13 protein-coding genes and 1 pseudogene are annotated in these 14930 nt (G+C 41.8%); 13 read left to right on the top strand and 1 reads right to left on the bottom strand.

The features are described from left to right. Nucleotides 1-35 precede the first annotated feature (35 nt). From D7Z94_RS22265 to D7Z94_RS26240, 9 genes are all read left to right on the top strand, one after another. Nucleotides 36-1409: a YHYH protein gene (locus tag D7Z94_RS22265; RefSeq protein WP_120713841.1), complete on the top strand. Its 1374-nt coding sequence runs from the start codon at nt 36-38 to the stop codon at nt 1407-1409. An 82-nt stretch (nt 1410-1491) separates the two neighbouring features. Beyond that, on the top strand, nt 1492-2523 hold the full coding sequence (locus D7Z94_RS22260; RefSeq protein WP_211341845.1) for a hypothetical protein: 1032 nt from the start codon (nt 1492-1494) through the stop codon (nt 2521-2523). 74 nt (nt 2524-2597) lie between these two features. Next, nucleotides 2598-2891 (top strand): EF-hand domain-containing protein, encoded by a 294-nt coding sequence (locus D7Z94_RS22255; RefSeq protein WP_120714059.1) that lies wholly within the window; start codon nt 2598-2600, stop codon nt 2889-2891. A gap of 27 nt (nt 2892-2918) precedes the next feature. After that, nucleotides 2919-5399 (top strand): TonB-dependent receptor domain-containing protein, encoded by a 2481-nt coding sequence (locus tag D7Z94_RS22250; RefSeq protein WP_245967282.1) that lies wholly within the window; start codon nt 2919-2921, stop codon nt 5397-5399. 414 nt (nt 5400-5813) lie between these two features. Beyond that, nucleotides 5814-6548, top strand: a complete 735-nt coding sequence (locus D7Z94_RS22245; RefSeq protein WP_120713840.1) for a hypothetical protein — start codon at nt 5814-5816, stop codon at nt 6546-6548. 37 nt (nt 6549-6585) lie between these two features. Next, complete coding sequence (locus tag D7Z94_RS22240; RefSeq protein WP_120713839.1) at nt 6586-7425, top strand: ABC transporter ATP-binding protein; 840 nt, start codon at nt 6586-6588, stop codon at nt 7423-7425. Nucleotides 7426-7427: 2 nt separating this feature from the next. Continuing rightward, nucleotides 7428-8234, top strand: coding sequence for a hypothetical protein (locus tag D7Z94_RS22235; protein ID WP_147415967.1), 807 nt, complete (start codon nt 7428-7430; stop codon nt 8232-8234). 475 nt (nt 8235-8709) lie between these two features. Next, nucleotides 8710-8928 carry an Arm DNA-binding domain-containing protein gene (locus tag D7Z94_RS22230; protein WP_120713837.1) on the top strand — a complete coding sequence of 73 codons (219 nt, stop codon included), beginning with the start codon at nt 8710-8712 and terminating at the stop codon, nt 8926-8928. Next, nucleotides 8925-9077, top strand: a complete 153-nt coding sequence (locus D7Z94_RS26240; protein WP_394347464.1) for a hypothetical protein — start codon at nt 8925-8927, stop codon at nt 9075-9077. The genes D7Z94_RS22230 and D7Z94_RS26240 overlap by 4 nt, the downstream gene beginning before the upstream one ends. A 555-nt stretch (nt 9078-9632) precedes the next feature. On the opposite strand, the gene D7Z94_RS22225 is transcribed toward D7Z94_RS26240, so the two are convergent. Then, a complete protein-coding gene (locus D7Z94_RS22225) occupies nt 9633-10268 on the bottom strand; it encodes an RNA polymerase sigma factor (protein WP_158594705.1) in 636 nt (211 codons plus the stop codon). Between the two features lie 489 nt (nt 10269-10757). Between D7Z94_RS22225 and D7Z94_RS22215 the strand changes: the two genes are divergently transcribed. The 4 genes and pseudogenes from D7Z94_RS22215 to D7Z94_RS22195 all read left to right on the top strand — a co-directional run. Next, complete coding sequence (locus tag D7Z94_RS22215) at nt 10758-10973, top strand: hypothetical protein (RefSeq protein WP_147415965.1); 216 nt, start codon at nt 10758-10760, stop codon at nt 10971-10973. Between the two features lie 799 nt (nt 10974-11772). Then, nucleotides 11773-12537, top strand: a complete 765-nt coding sequence (locus D7Z94_RS22205) for an HpcH/HpaI aldolase family protein (RefSeq protein ID WP_120714057.1) — start codon at nt 11773-11775, stop codon at nt 12535-12537. Nucleotides 12538-12553: 16 nt separating this feature from the next. Beyond that, the gene (locus tag D7Z94_RS22200) at nt 12554-13993 is read left to right on the top strand and encodes a GntP family permease (protein WP_120713832.1); all 1440 of its coding nucleotides are present in this window, start codon (nt 12554-12556) and stop codon (nt 13991-13993) included. A gap of 21 nt (nt 13994-14014) precedes the next feature. After that, nucleotides 14015-14920: pseudogene (locus tag D7Z94_RS22195) on the top strand (2-hydroxy-3-oxopropionate reductase); the annotation flags it as partial. Nucleotides 14921-14930: the final 10 nt, after the last annotated feature.

The raw sequence follows: 14930 nt of genomic DNA, 5'->3' as shown, positions 1-14930 counted from the left end.
TTCCTGTCAAAAGGTCAAATTAAGCCCCGGTTATCATGAGAGCGCGCACTTATTTAATTTCCCTTATTCTTTTACTGCTAACATTAAGCCTTCACGCACATAAAGGTGGGCATGGACACCGGAACACTAAAGAGTGGAGCATTGAAGGCAACAAAATTGAGGCCTCCTTTTTGGCCTTTAAGGATGGTCTGGTTTTTTTGGAAACGAAAACCGGAGAACTGGTCATTGAGGAACTCTCGGCCTTTACCATGCATGACCGGTTGTTGATCGAAGAGAAGATCAATCGTATCAAAAGCATCAACCAAGTATCGGGCAATTCCGGAATTGTTGTTGCCAAGCACGAACGTGGTCCGGAAAACAACGGTTTTTCCATGAACTATTTCCTGATTGCCTTATCGGCAGTGTCCTTTTTCATCTTTGCATACTTTTTTAGGAGAAAAAGAATGCTGACCGCTTCAATGGGTATTGCATCTTTTTTGATTATAATGGTATTTGCCTGTGGCAACAGCGATGATAACGGAGATACAGATGACAGTGCTGAAGACGACAATCCCATAGTTTCATCAGTTCCCGCCAATGATGTCGATGCGCTACAGGAACTATTCGGGCTTTTTTCGAATGTGACCACGGATTTCGATGACACGTATTTCTATGTCTCTTCCGCGGGCCTTCCCGACCATGACATGATGGTAGGTATCACCAACTGGCAACAACAGGTACCGATTCCCCAGGATTATACAGGCGGCAATAGCTGGGCCTTTCCTATACAACCAGTACTTGCCGAAACTCCGCTATCATCCTCGGAACATTTTTTAAGGGGTGCCATTGCCATTGCGGTCAACGGTATCCCAGTCTTCAATCCCTTGAACAACAGGGGCGAGGATGCCTTGGCCATTGGAGAGCTTGATCAGTGGGGCGGACATTGTGGAAGGGCGGACGATTACCATTATCATGTACCGCCCACCCATTTGGAAGCTACAGTGGGAGCCGATCAGCCTGTCGCCTATGCTTTGGACGGATTCCCCGTCTATGGAGAAACTACCGAGGAGCTGGATGAATATCTCGGAAAATTCAATGAAGACGGGTCGTACCAATACCATACCACTGATACTGCACCCTACTTTATTGCCGGGATGCGCGGCCAGGTAACATTAGACCCGAATACAACCGCGCCAGAAGACCAGATCCTGCCACAGGCGATGACCCGAGAGGTACGGCCTGCACTGACACCCTTGGCCGGAGCAGTGATCACGGATTTTAATGCAACGGGCACGAACGCGTATTCCCTTGAATATCAAATCGGGACAGATACCTATTACACCAATTATAGTTGGGACGAAAATGGTCTGTATACCTACGAATATGTTGATGCCGATGGTACTGTAACGACGGCAACCTATCAGAAATAAAAATATACCTAAGGAAAGAGCAGGTCCTATTCGTCCTATCCGCTATAAAACGTAACCCCATAATATCTTAAAGAACATTCATATGAAAAATATTGGAAAAATGCATATTCCCATAGTACTGTTTGTCTTTTTATCGTGCTTGAATTGCAGCAATGACAGTACGGATACAGATGATAACACAGATACAGATGACGACACCGTTGAAACCAATGATTATTCAGGTACGGCTACCGTGACACAGGGGCGCGCAACTACGGTGATTGAAAATCTCTTCGATGCCGGTCAGCGCGTTTCAGGAGTGGGAACCATCACCGCAGCGGACGATTCAGAGTGGACGGTTCCCGCAGAAGTCAACTATACGGATGACGATTTTCCGTTCGCCCCTGACCTGTTCAACCCTTACGCTACCCAATACAATACGGCATCGGAGGCTTTGGCGGCTTTTGATGAAAATAACATTATCGAGATAGATGCGAATGGAGAGGTGGTGACCGGCTATATTTTTGCCGACAACTATTTTGAACTCTATATCAACGGAACCCCAGTGGGCAAGGATGCCGTTCCCTTTACGGATTTCAATTCCCACATCGTAAAGTTCAGGGTATCGCGTCCCTTCACGGTAGCGATGATGTTGGTCGATTGGGAAGAGAATCTAGGTCTGGGCTCCGAGTTCAATCAGGGAGCAGATTACTATGCCGGTGACGGGGGCATGGTGGCCGTGTTCAAGGATGCATCCGAAAATACCATTGCCATAACGGGCGGAGATTGGAAGGCACAAACGTTCTATACGGCCCCCATCAAAGATTTGAACTGCCCCACCGAGGATGGGACAATACGGATTACATCCAACTGTAATACGACCAGCGTAAATGACGGTACCTCGTTCTATGCCCTGCACTGGGAACTGCCCGATACTTGGATGGAAGAGAGCTTTGACGACTCCGACTGGCCCGATGCCACTACGTATACCAACGAGACCATTGTGGTGAACAACAAGGAATCCTATACCCGGTTTACGGATACATTCGACGACCCGGAAAACGATGCGGAGTTCATCTGGTCCACGAACGTCGTTTTGGACAATGAAGTCATCGTAAGGTATACCGTGGAATAAAAAACGAACAGAAAAAACATGACGCTACGGTAACGGCGCGTCTAAAATAGAATGACAAATCAAAATATCTAAGTATGAAACAACACCTTTTCTCGATAGCCGCTTTGGCCATCTTAGTGGGAACTCTCTCTTCTTGCCGTTCAAGTAATACCGCGGGACAATTCAAACCAGGAGGGCCAGAAAGACAACCACCTTCTGCTTCTGAAATTATCTCTCGGATGGATACTGATGAAGACGGAAAATTGTCCATGTCCGAGGTCAGGGGTCGCTTAAAGGAACGTTTCGGTGAAATCGATACCGATGATGATGGCTTTCTTACCAAGGAAGAGATCGAAAAAATTCCCAGACCCAGACCACGAAGAAGATAATAATTAAGAACCGAACGTATTTAGTTGATGCATTATTACAAGACCCTTTGTTCCATTGCAATGGTTTGTATGATTGGTTGGTGTACCATTGGGAATGCCCAAAAAAAGGAGTTTACCCTCTCGGGTACTATTTTGGATAAGGGGTCTAATCAACCTCTGGAATATGCCACGGTCGTTTTGGAAAATCTTTCCCAAGAAAATGAAATCACAGGAGGAGTCACGAATGCTAAAGGCAAGTTCGACATTAAAATTGCTTCGGGCAATTATCGGATACGGGTGGAATATCTTTCTTATATCACCCACATTATAGAAAATCAACAAATTTCAAAAAATACGGACCTTGGCATTATCAGTATGGAAGCCGATGTCTCTGCGCTGGAAGAAGTGGTAGTTACCGGTGAAAAAACGACTGTTGAGGTACGTCTGGATAAAAAGATATACAATATCGGTAAGGACTTGACCACTAGTGGGGCCACGGTCAGCGATGCGCTGAACAATGTACCTTCAGTTACAGTTGACATTGACGGGGCCATCAGTCTACGCGGCAACGAGAACGTACGTATCCTTATCAACGGAAAGCCATCGGCCCTGGTCGGGTTCGGCTCCAATGATGTATTGCAACAACTGCCCGCGGACGCCATAGATAGGGTAGAGGTGATCACCAGCCCATCGGCTAGATATGATGCAGAAGGTACCGCGGGCATCCTGAACATCGTACTCAGAAAGGACAGGACGTTAGGTTTCAACGGCACTGTCAATATGACCGCGGGCCATCCCATCTTCAGCAGGATGACCTCCAACCTGAACTTAAGAACTGATGCCTTCAATATATTCGGCACATTGGGATATGATTATTCAGAAAGCCCAGGGAACGGTCTTTTTGACAATACCTACACCAGTGGGGATTTTGACAGGATTTTGGAAAGCAGGGATATTCTCAGGCAGCGACAGGGCCATAACCTGAATTTAGGCGTGGAATACTATATTAATGAAAAGTCCTCGATCGTTGGCAGCTTTTTTACCAGACAATCTGATGATGAGGACAATACCGATATTGTGTACGACCGCTTCATCAACAACGTTTTGGATAGTGAGAGCCTCCGTGTGGAAAATGAAATGGAGGATGCCCATGCCCATCAAGTAGCATTGAACTATGAGAACAATTTTAATTCTGAGGGACATAAATTGACCGCGGATTTTCAATATTCCTATGACAAGCGAGAGAAAACCACCGGTATTGATGAAAACATTGTTTTGCCAACAAGTGAATTGATAGATAGGGAGACTATTTTTGAAATTGAGACCCAGAACGAACTATTATTACAGGCTGATTATGTGCTTCCCGTGGGCGACAGTCAGTTTGAACTGGGCTATCGCGGTGATTTTGAGGAAACCGTGACCGATTATCGTCTCGAAAATCTTAACCTGGATACAGGTGAATTCGAAGTGGACGAGGGATTGACGAATGTCTTTACCTACATGGAAAATATCAATGCCCTTTACACCCAATATGGAAATAAATGGAAAAAGTTCTCGTTTTTGTTGGGCCTTCGTTTGGAGAACACCCAATTAAAGGGACAGGTAGAATCCGATTTTGACGAAGAAGCGTTGGAAGAAGCATTGGGCGAGGATATCGATTTGAATTTTGACGAGAACTATTTAGGTCTGTTCCCTACAGTGAACCTTATCTACGAGTTGGCGGAGAACGAAAACATCACCTTGGGATACAACCGAAGGATAAACAGGCCCAGGGGCTTCTTTGTCAATCCATTTCCCTCGCGGTCAAGCATCATCAATATCTTTCAGGGCAACCCCGACCTGGATCCGGCTTTTGCCAATGCCTACGATTTAGGCTACCTAAAACGTTGGGAAAAATTGACGATCACTTCTTCGATTTATTATCAAAAAGAGACCAATTCATTTGAAATAGTACAGGAAGAGACCGGTGAGACCACCCCGGAAGGAATCAATATCATCCGTTCTGTACCCATCAACCTATCGACGAATGAACGGTATGGCACGGAACTGGGCATCTTGTACAATCCAAAGCGCTGGCTCAGGCTCAATTGGAGCATCAATGCATTCCAATTTGTCAGCGAAGGAAACTTCAATAGTGTTGAATATGGTACCGAAAATACGAGCTGGTTCTCAAGGTTCAGTTCCAAACTGACGTTGCCCGGTAAAATTGAATGGCAGACCAATGCCAACTACAGGGGCCCCCGTCAAAATGCACAGACCAAATACAAAGGTGTGTTCTTTATGGATTTGGCGTTTAGCAAGGAAATCTTCAATGATAATGCGACATTGGCCTTCAACGTGAGGGATGTGTTGAACTCAAGAAAACGATTTATTGATACTGACACGGATTTCTTTACGTCCGATGGTGAACTGCAACGAAGGGAAAGACAATGGGCCCTGTCCCTTGTTTATCGCATCAACCAGAAAAAGGAAAGGGGAAAACGCGAAAGACAACAAGATTTTGATGATGATGGCGAGGGGGAATTTTAACTATTGAAAAATCAAATCGATGTCGAATACAGTGATTGCAATCGATGCGGCAAAATTATGGTGCTTTCGCTAAAGCCTTAACTCTTGAAATAAATACCCTTGATTTCAAGCGGTGCAATAAAACCAACCTTTCTTAAGACACTTACCAATTTCCAAATCAGTTGCATCAACCGGCCGTTTCATAAGTCTTATACCCCCTCATAATCATTTTCGATAATTCTAATTAAGCTTCATTTTCAGAAGTTGCTAAAGGATTTACATCGACTACATGGTAAAATTGTAACAGATATCATCTCAAGTCGTCTCCAGAATATAGGCGCGTTCTAACGGTAAAATCTTCTCTTTAGAGACTCTGAATTATCGAACAAACAAGTATACCGGGCGATTGATATGTACTCAAATGAATACTGAACAATGAAAAAAAGCAAAAAATTAATCTACAGTCTTATACTAGTACTTTTCATTGGAATAGTCTACAACGCATCCAAGCTTAAAAATCAATTCGATAAGATTGACAAGACCGATGAGTACTGGGAATATCCTGTGCAAAAAGCTTTGGATTTCTCCCATATCAGAATAGAAGGTGGAAATAGAACGTATAGCGGTATCTCTCCTGGAACCGAAAATAAGTTGTTTTACAAAAGTGAGATCGAGAGCCAATTCAAATATTCGGTAGTCAACGATACACTTATCATCGAGTTTGATAAAGACATGATCACTACAAAAGTGAACCAAAAACAATTTAGAAGGTACAAAGTCCTGATAACCTACGCGGAACTAAAGTCAATATCCACCAACGATTCTTATTTAGATTTTGGTCTTGACACAATGGAAGAGTTAAAAATAGAGACAGAAGGTTTCACGACCTTAAAAATAGAAAGCAACGGAGCACAGCTTGACACATTAAACATAGAAATGTCGGAAAATGCCTTTACAGTTTTTAGGGATACCGATAATCCCATGAATGTCAAACTTCTAAAAACTAAACTGGTGGATAGCAGTTTCATTGACCTAACAAGCATTAAAGCAGAAACGTTCCTACCTGAAATTTTCGGTAAATCGGAGATGGGTATTGGTAGCGGTTTAAAATGGCCCGTATCAAACGTAGTTAAGCCAACAACGGTAATCGACTCTATCCAATCCCGATAAATTGTAAAACCAAAACTCTATAGCTTAAAACGATACGATGATAAACTTCGAGAACTTCAGTTTTAATTATAACAAAAAGGCGCCTCTTTACAGAGATTTGAATTTGAACTTGGAGCCTGGAAAAATCTACGGACTCTTGGGAAGGAACGGTGCGGGAAAATCTACCTTGCTGAACAACATTACGGGGTTGAACAGTCCTATCGGCGGTAAAGTGAGGGTCAACGGGCAAAACCCTAGCAACAAAACCCCCTCTTTTTTAAGGGACATCTATATCATACCTGACGATGTATACATCCCCGCAATAGGTCCTGATAGCTTTTTAAAAATTTATGGTTCGTTCTATCCAAATTTTTCACTCTCAAGATGCCATGAATATTTGGAGTTGTTGGAAGTTCCCCATAAAAGAAAGCTTAATAGGCTATCCTTTGGACAACAGAAGAAGTTTATAATAGCGTTCGCTTTGGCCTGCAATACAAGGCTATTGATTATGGACGAGCCGACCAATGGTCTTGACATCCCTTCAAAGGGGTTGTTCAGAAAACTGATCGCATCCGTAACCTCAAGAAATAAAACATTTATAGTGTCAACACATCAAGTGCGTGACCTTGATAATATGATAGACCACGTTCTGATCGTAAAAAACGGGCAACTGCTTCTGAACAGGAATATTTCGGAAATTTCGGAAAAAATAACTTTCCAGGTACAACCGGAGAGCCCGAATGAAAGTAATGCAATACATAGTGAGTCATCCGTGGGTGGATATTCAGTAATGCGTGAAAATCTCGATAATACGGATACAGAGGTAAATATCGAACAATTGTTCAATGCCTGTATAACCTACCCTGATAAAATCCGACAAATCTTTAAAAGCGCTTGAACATGGAAGAAATATTTGATTTTCGTAGGTTTACCCTATTAATACGTCGAATCGTTTCGGAACGTGGTGTCAGGATAGTAGGGAGTGTGCTTTTCATCTTACTGTGTATGATTTTATTCTTGTACGCGGGATACATCAAGCCAAGTGTATACCATCAGACTAGGCAGATGTTTCTATTCTTCGGTCTGATGTTAGGGCCTATTCTTTACGCGTGGGTCTTTTCCTCGGAATTTCAGAACAACTCCATGGGTATCTGCTATTTAATGCTCCCGAGTTCCACGTTCGAAAAATGGTTGCTGAACATTGTTTTCGGTACAGCCTTGTTCTCCATAATTTTTACTGCTTCGTTTCGATTGTTCGACTCTTGGTTTGTTTCGGGTCTACATGCAAAATATGATGCTACTGGTATTGCATATCTGATCGAGGATCTGGAAGTGTTGAACTTGGATAAGATGTATTATTTTATGCCTCTGATATTCGGGTTAATACTGGCCCTTAGCGTTCTTATCGGTTCTTTGCATTTCAGAAAGAACAGTCTGGTCTATTCTTTACTTAGTGTACTGGCACTATTTGTAATTACCATCGGATACCGTTATTTCGTTATCAACGCTTTCTTGGACGGAAGTATTACGGGAGGGTCGCTTATTCCCTTTTACGGGGTAACGCTGACGGATGATTCCAATCTTTTAAAAGAGTACCATCTTACCTCGGATTATACCATTGAAGACATTATACTGGGCATTGGCATTCCCGGCATCTGTGTGCTTTCGATTGCATACTATTTCGCCATAAAGGAAAAGGAACTATAGTTTTGACAAAATATTAGAAATTAAATTTTCATACAGTCCTGTTAAAGGAACGTTTTATAGGACTAAGCGAGTGCAGATATAACTTTTTGCTAAGATTTGATTTTAACATTATGTTTCCCTAAATTTAAGCGATAAAGAATTGCATCATTTGTGTCTATTTGTATTAGAAATTGCAAAGCGGTGTACAGCTTTTAATTAGCAAGGTAAAATATTGTAAGAGAGTGTGTTATGACCTTATTACTAGGTCTGCCACCCCGACGAACCACTTTTCAAGTAGTATTAAAGCACTGTTAACTGACTGGTTGACAGTGCTTTTCATTTTTTATGAATTCACCCGATATCATCTAATATCAAATAAAAGGTGTAGAGTTCGGTGAATGGAATGGTACGCTAGTTGTGCATAATTTTGGTAGCAGATAAGGCTATTTAAGGTCGTCTTTGCAAACAAATTTGTTTAATCCAAAAGACACGTATTATGCACAACAACAGCACTTTAGCAGTACTCATTTTTACAAGGGACATTAATGATAATCCCGAAAAACTTACCATTTATGCCCGTATTACTGTAAATGGCAAGCGGGTAGAAATTAACATCGGAAACTCTTACCCGGTTGCTTTATGGAATGCTAAAATTAGCAAGGCGCTTGGCCGGACCTTAGAGACAAAGGGAACAATCTCGGTAAACAAGCTTTGACCAATAATGGCATTGAGAAGCATATAGAACGGATAAACAAACTAATGAACCTGGCTGTAAAACTCGAGTGGATAAAAAAAATCCATTTGTCCAATATAAAGTTAAGTTCAACAAGTTCGACCGACCTTTTTATCATTCATCGAACTTAAGAAATTTGAGTCTATTGAATTGGAAAGAGCGACTTTGAAAAAGCCAAGGATTTATTCGTTTTTGCCTATTACCCTCTTGCTATTCCTTTTCGCCTCGCAGGGCAAATTCAAAAGACCATTATAAAAAGAGCTTGGCCTTATTAAACGGTCCATTCGATTTCAAAATCGTTTCTTTTTATCAAAAAGGTAATGTGGTAGTGATATATGTAATCAATCTTGCTCGGAGGTTAAGCGGACTCGCTTCCGATTACCAAAATCGGCACTGTGTCCAAGATTTTTTTTTGATAAGCTCTTTCCCCAAAGTAAAATTGAGGGCAATGCTATAAAAAACTTCTAAAAGTCATAAAGTAAAAGCATGTTGTGCCCTATCCGATTTTCATTGAACACTTATCTACCGTAACAATGTAAATATAGGACAGGTCTCTTCGCAGACTAGTATTCTATGGTTAAAACAAGAAAATATGATAGAATTTTAATTTCGCATTACGAAGCGTGTTGGTAAGATTTGGGGATAAGTATTTATTGAAAAGAGATGAAGCAAAAAAGGTTCTTTAATTAACCCAAAAACGTATCTGCCATATGTTTTCTAAGAAAGTGTATGGATCTTCCCATTAACTTATAGGCTCCTTTGGTACTTAGTGCCATAACTTCCGCTATCTCGGCATAACTTAGTTGAAAGTAATATTTAAGGTGTACAGCTTCCCTTTGCCTATCGGTAAGATTGTTCATCCCTTTTTTTAACTTCCTTTGCTGAGCGTCAAATTGTTGTTTTTCAATTAGTTTTAGTTCTGCGGAAGGATTCGTATGTAGTTTCAGATAAGACGATAGTGGCGAATCTGAGTATGTCTTACGTCTCTTGATAGATTCGGCAATTAATTTTCTTCTAATTGATTTTAAGAGGTACGATTTAATAGACTTTACCTTGGCCAGCTTATGTTTGTTGTTCCAAATTTCTACGAAGAGATCTTGAATACAGTCTTTGACGAGTTCTTTGTCATTAATCAATTTTTGTCCGTAGCCATATAGTAGTGATACATTATTCCTATAGATTGTAGCATAGGCAGTTTCATTGCCTGCCTGAAATTCTTGCCAAAGTTGAATATCATCAGACTTGGGGGTAATCTCTAATTCGACCGCACCTAGATTTTGTGGATCGGACGAAATATGATTTTGAAATGCAAAAGCGTCCAAATGGAAATCAATCAATTAATTACTAAAAGTAATAAAATTTAACATTCATATTAAGAATACATTAATAGAATGTCAATAAAATAACAAAATACATAATAAAAGAACATATTGTTATATATCGCATATTTTTGATTTCATATTTTACCGTGGCAAATTGTAATTTTCTGTATGAAATCGGATTCTAAAAACAACAACGTTTCAATGACCCGCCGTCAAGCCATAGACGGAGTGGCATGCTTAAGTTTAATGGGCTTTGGGCTAGAAAAAATCACTTCGTGGGTCACTACAAAAACCCCAGTCATCGAATGGAACGCCCATATATTTAATCCTGATATATCAAGATATCCCATACACCCAAAGGCGACATATACCCCCGACATGTCGGTTCATCCATCAGCTCCCCTTGCGATATACCTACAAAAACTAGCTTAACAGAAAATTGATAAGGCTGTCATCGTACACCCTGAACCCCATGAAGACAATCACAGTTTGATAATTGATTGTTTGGAGCGTGAGCCTAATAGACTTAGGGATACAAGTTTATTTTATCCACAAGATTCCCAGGCTCCAGAAAAGTTGGAGGCTTTGGTAAAACAGGCACCCCATATCGTTGCGACCAGATTTCATGAACAGCGCGGAAAAGAAAGTTATCTTGATAGTTTTGACGATCAAGGAGTCATGGCGATATGGAAAAAGGCGTATTAATTGAACCTCGTTATCGAATTACATATCGGCCCAAATTATACAGTCCAAGCAGGCAAATTGATAGAGGAATTCAAAGGTTGCAAGGTGCTCATTGACCACTTGACAGAGCCGCAGATCGGCTCATCGGTTGAATTTGCAGACGTGTAAGATTTGGCTCAATACCCAAGTTTACATGAAGTTATCGGACATCGGCCACTTTGCCGAGGATGGACCTTATTATGAAAGCGCGTTGCCTTTTACAAAAAGGACAATTCGCGAGTTTGGTGCCGATAGAATGTTTTGGTGAAGTGGGTCGCCAGAAATCGTTGATATACACATGGCCTCCTATTCCATTGAAGATAGGGAAAAGGTAAAGGGTGGAAATATTCAAAAATTGTTCGATTGGAAATAGTTGTTGAAAGGGATGTTCTCGTTTAAATCTGTGATAGTATCTAAAATTTTACTACACCACACCTCATTTTGAGTCGATAGAAGTAAAATATCGAAAGGCTCACTATTTTTAATCTGCCCAATAGAGAATGACTGAGTTTTTAAGATAAATCCTGCTTTGAATCGGGTATTTCCAGTTTTGGTCAAAATCATAAATGAGCAATTGAACCGTTGCAACATATTTTAATTTTGAAAACGACCCACTGAAACAACTAAAATTTCGAGCCATCCTTTTCAAGTAAGATAAGTTCAAAAAATATTCTTTTTCATGGGGTAAAAATTGAATTTTCATCTCTTAAATAAAAAAGTGTTCAGTTCAAAAAAGCTACTTGAATTAGTCGCTATTTTAAAACTTATGACATTGAAGTTTATGAAAAATTTAAAGAAAAGACTACAGCAGGGGGAAGCACTCAATGGTTGTTGGTTGAACCTTGGTAGTCCGCTAACGGCAGAAATAGTAGGTAATGCTGGATATGATTGGGTATTAATTGATTTAGAACATGGAGCAGGAAATGAAAAGGATGCGCTTTCACAATTACAGGCTTTGCAGTCGGGTACCGCTGGCGTAATAGTCAGGGTGGAAAGTACTGACAGGCGTAGGGTCCAGCGTACTTTGGATATGGGCGCTGAAGGTATTATGTGCCCCCAGATAGAGAATGCCACCGATGCCCAAATTGCCGTTGACGGAATGCATTATTCCCCCGATGGAAAGAGAGGGGTGGCCAAAATGGTCAGAGCGACCGGTTTCGGAAAAGAATTTGAAAGTTACCGGCAAGGGTCAAAAGAGAATATTCTAGGGGTAATCCAAATCGAAACTAGTGAAGCTTTGAATCATTTGGATGAAATTGCCGCTCTGGATGGGGTAGACGTATTGTTTATAGGCCCCTCTGATCTGACTATGTCTTTGGGTATATTCGGTCAGCTTAACCATCCACTTTATATCGATGCCCTAAAAGCAATTGTAACCGCTGCCGAAAAAGCTGGAAAAGCTGTCGGAATTTTATTGTTCGACCCAGGGGATTATAAAACCTACTACGATATGGGAATTCGGTTTATGGCCTGCGGTTCCGATGCGACTTTCGTGGCCCAAGGGGCAAAAAATATGGCCAAGGCTCTAAATTCCAATAAGGAGTAACTTCACTAATATAATTATGGACAGCTTTCTTACCGATCCCTTATTCATATTGCTAATAGGCATCATAATTGTCGTAGGCGGTATTATCGGTCTTAGGTTACATGCATTTTTGGCCCTATTGATAGCTGCCTTCGTAGTTGCCCTCATGACACCTGCCTCGGCCGTTGAAATCTTCGCTCTAAGCAAAGGGTCTTCTGCGGGGGCGGCACTGCAAATGTCGAATTGGCACGTAGGAAAAAGAATAGCAACCGCATTCGGACAAACTTGTGGTAAAATCGGAATCCTTATAGCAATGGCGGCGATCATAGGCAAGTGTATGTTGGAGAGTGGGGCGGCTGAAAAAATCATACGATCACTTATCAAACGCACGGGGGTTAAAAATGCGCCAGTTTCCTTTTTAGGAGGAAGTTTTTTCTTGGGAATCCCAGTTTTCTTTGATACGGTTTTTTACCTGATGATTCCCTTGGCAAAAGCGATGGCCAATAAATTGGGAAAGAATTATCTGTTGTTGGTACTTGCGGTAACGGCAGGGGCGGCGATGGCCAATTCGTTAGTTCCCCCCACTCCTGGGCCGTTGTTCCTAATAAGCGAAATGGATATTCCGATCGGTATGATGATGCTCGGAGGAACACTGGTGGGTCTTTTCACTATTTCTACAGGGTATATGTATGCCCTTTGGGCGAATCGAAAATGGCCTGTACCCCTTCGTGACTCTCCCGATGCACCTCTAAAAGATATAAAGGCTTTATCATTGCGGGAGGACTCCCATTTGCCTTCTTTATGGCTATCAACACTTCCGGTCTTGATTCCTTTGGTCTTTATCACGGTCAAAGCACTTATGGATACATTTATGGATACCGGAGATTCCAATAATCTAATGATCACATTGATTAATTTCTTCGGGGAAAAGAATACCGCATTGATTTGCGGCGCATTATCGGCTTTAATGTTGTTGGTCCGTCAAAAAAAGGATGATACCAAAGCTATGTTGAAGGCGGTGCAGATGGCATTAATGAGCGGAGGGGTAATTATCTTGATTACCGCTGCTGGTGGTGCCTTTGGGGGAATGTTGCAACAAACCGGTATCAGTGCCCGAATCGGAGAATTGACCCAAGGCTATCAAATGGCCATCATACCACTTGCTTTTTTTATCGCCGTAGTTGTACGAACCGCCCAGGGATCGGCTACTGTGGCGATGATTACAGCTTCGGGTATTCTTGCAGGCATGTCTGCAACCATGGACTTAGGATACCACCAGTTGTATGTAGGACTCGCCATTGCATGTGGTTCGAAAATATTTCCTTGGATGAACGATAGCGGGTTTTGGATAGTATGTAAAATGAGCAACTTGACCGAAAAGGAGGTATTGAAGACATTTTCACCCATGCTAACGATTATGGGAGTTACAGGATTGATAGTTATTCTAATCGCGGCCCAAATATGGCCCTTGGTGTGACGAACTTCTTCCCAATGGAAAACTAATTACAAATTTGATTATAAAACACAAAAAATGGAAAAAGTAGGATTTATAGGATTAGGAATTATGGGGAAACCTATGGCATTAAATTTGATCAAAGCGGAATATTCCGTGTCGATACTGGAAACCAGTGCTGCCGCTAAAGAAGTAGCCGATGCCGGTGCAAAGACCTATTCTTCCAGCAAGGCATTGGCCCAAGATAATGATGTGATCATTACAATGTTGCCCGATTCGCCGGAAGTAGAGTCAGTTGCATTAGGTAAAGATGGCGTACTGGAAGGCATAAAGCCAGGGTCGATTTTTGTAGATATGTCTACTATTGCCCCTTCCTCTGCAAAGAAACTTTACGACGCTTTTCAGGAAAAAGATGTAGAAGCTTTGGATGCCCCTGTATCCGGTGGACAAGTAGGTGCAGAAAGTGGTACGATATCGATTATGGTCGGCGGAAGCCAAGCCGCTTTCGATAGGGTTCTCCCACTATTTGATATCATGGGCAAAAGTGCGGTTTTGATAGGCGACGCGGGAGCGGGACAGACCACTAAAGCCTGTAACCAAATTATCGTTGGTATGACCATCCAAGCCGTTGCGGAGGCTTTTGCATTGGCAAAAAAGGCAAACGTCAACATCGAAAAAATGCGGGAAGCTCTATTGGGCGGATTTGCCCAAAGCCGTATTCTAGATTTACATGGACAACGGATTATCGATGATAATTTCAAACCCGGTTTCAAGGTAAAACTACATCGAAAAGATATGAACATTGCACTGCAGGCCGGAAAGGAATTCTCTGTTCCTTTGCCCGGTAGCGCCCAAGTGGCTACGGGCATGGATGCCTTGATAGCCCAAGGCCGAGGCGAATTGGACCATAGCAGCCTGTATATTTTGCTTGCCGGATTATCCGGAATTTAATTAATAAGTA

The sequence above is a fragment of the Ulvibacterium marinum genome (assembly GCF_003626755.1).
Lineage (GTDB): Bacteria > Bacteroidota > Bacteroidia > Flavobacteriales > Flavobacteriaceae > Ulvibacterium > Ulvibacterium marinum.
Note: the sequence above shows the minus strand (reverse complement) of the source record. Positions and strands in the feature narration are given on the sequence as shown.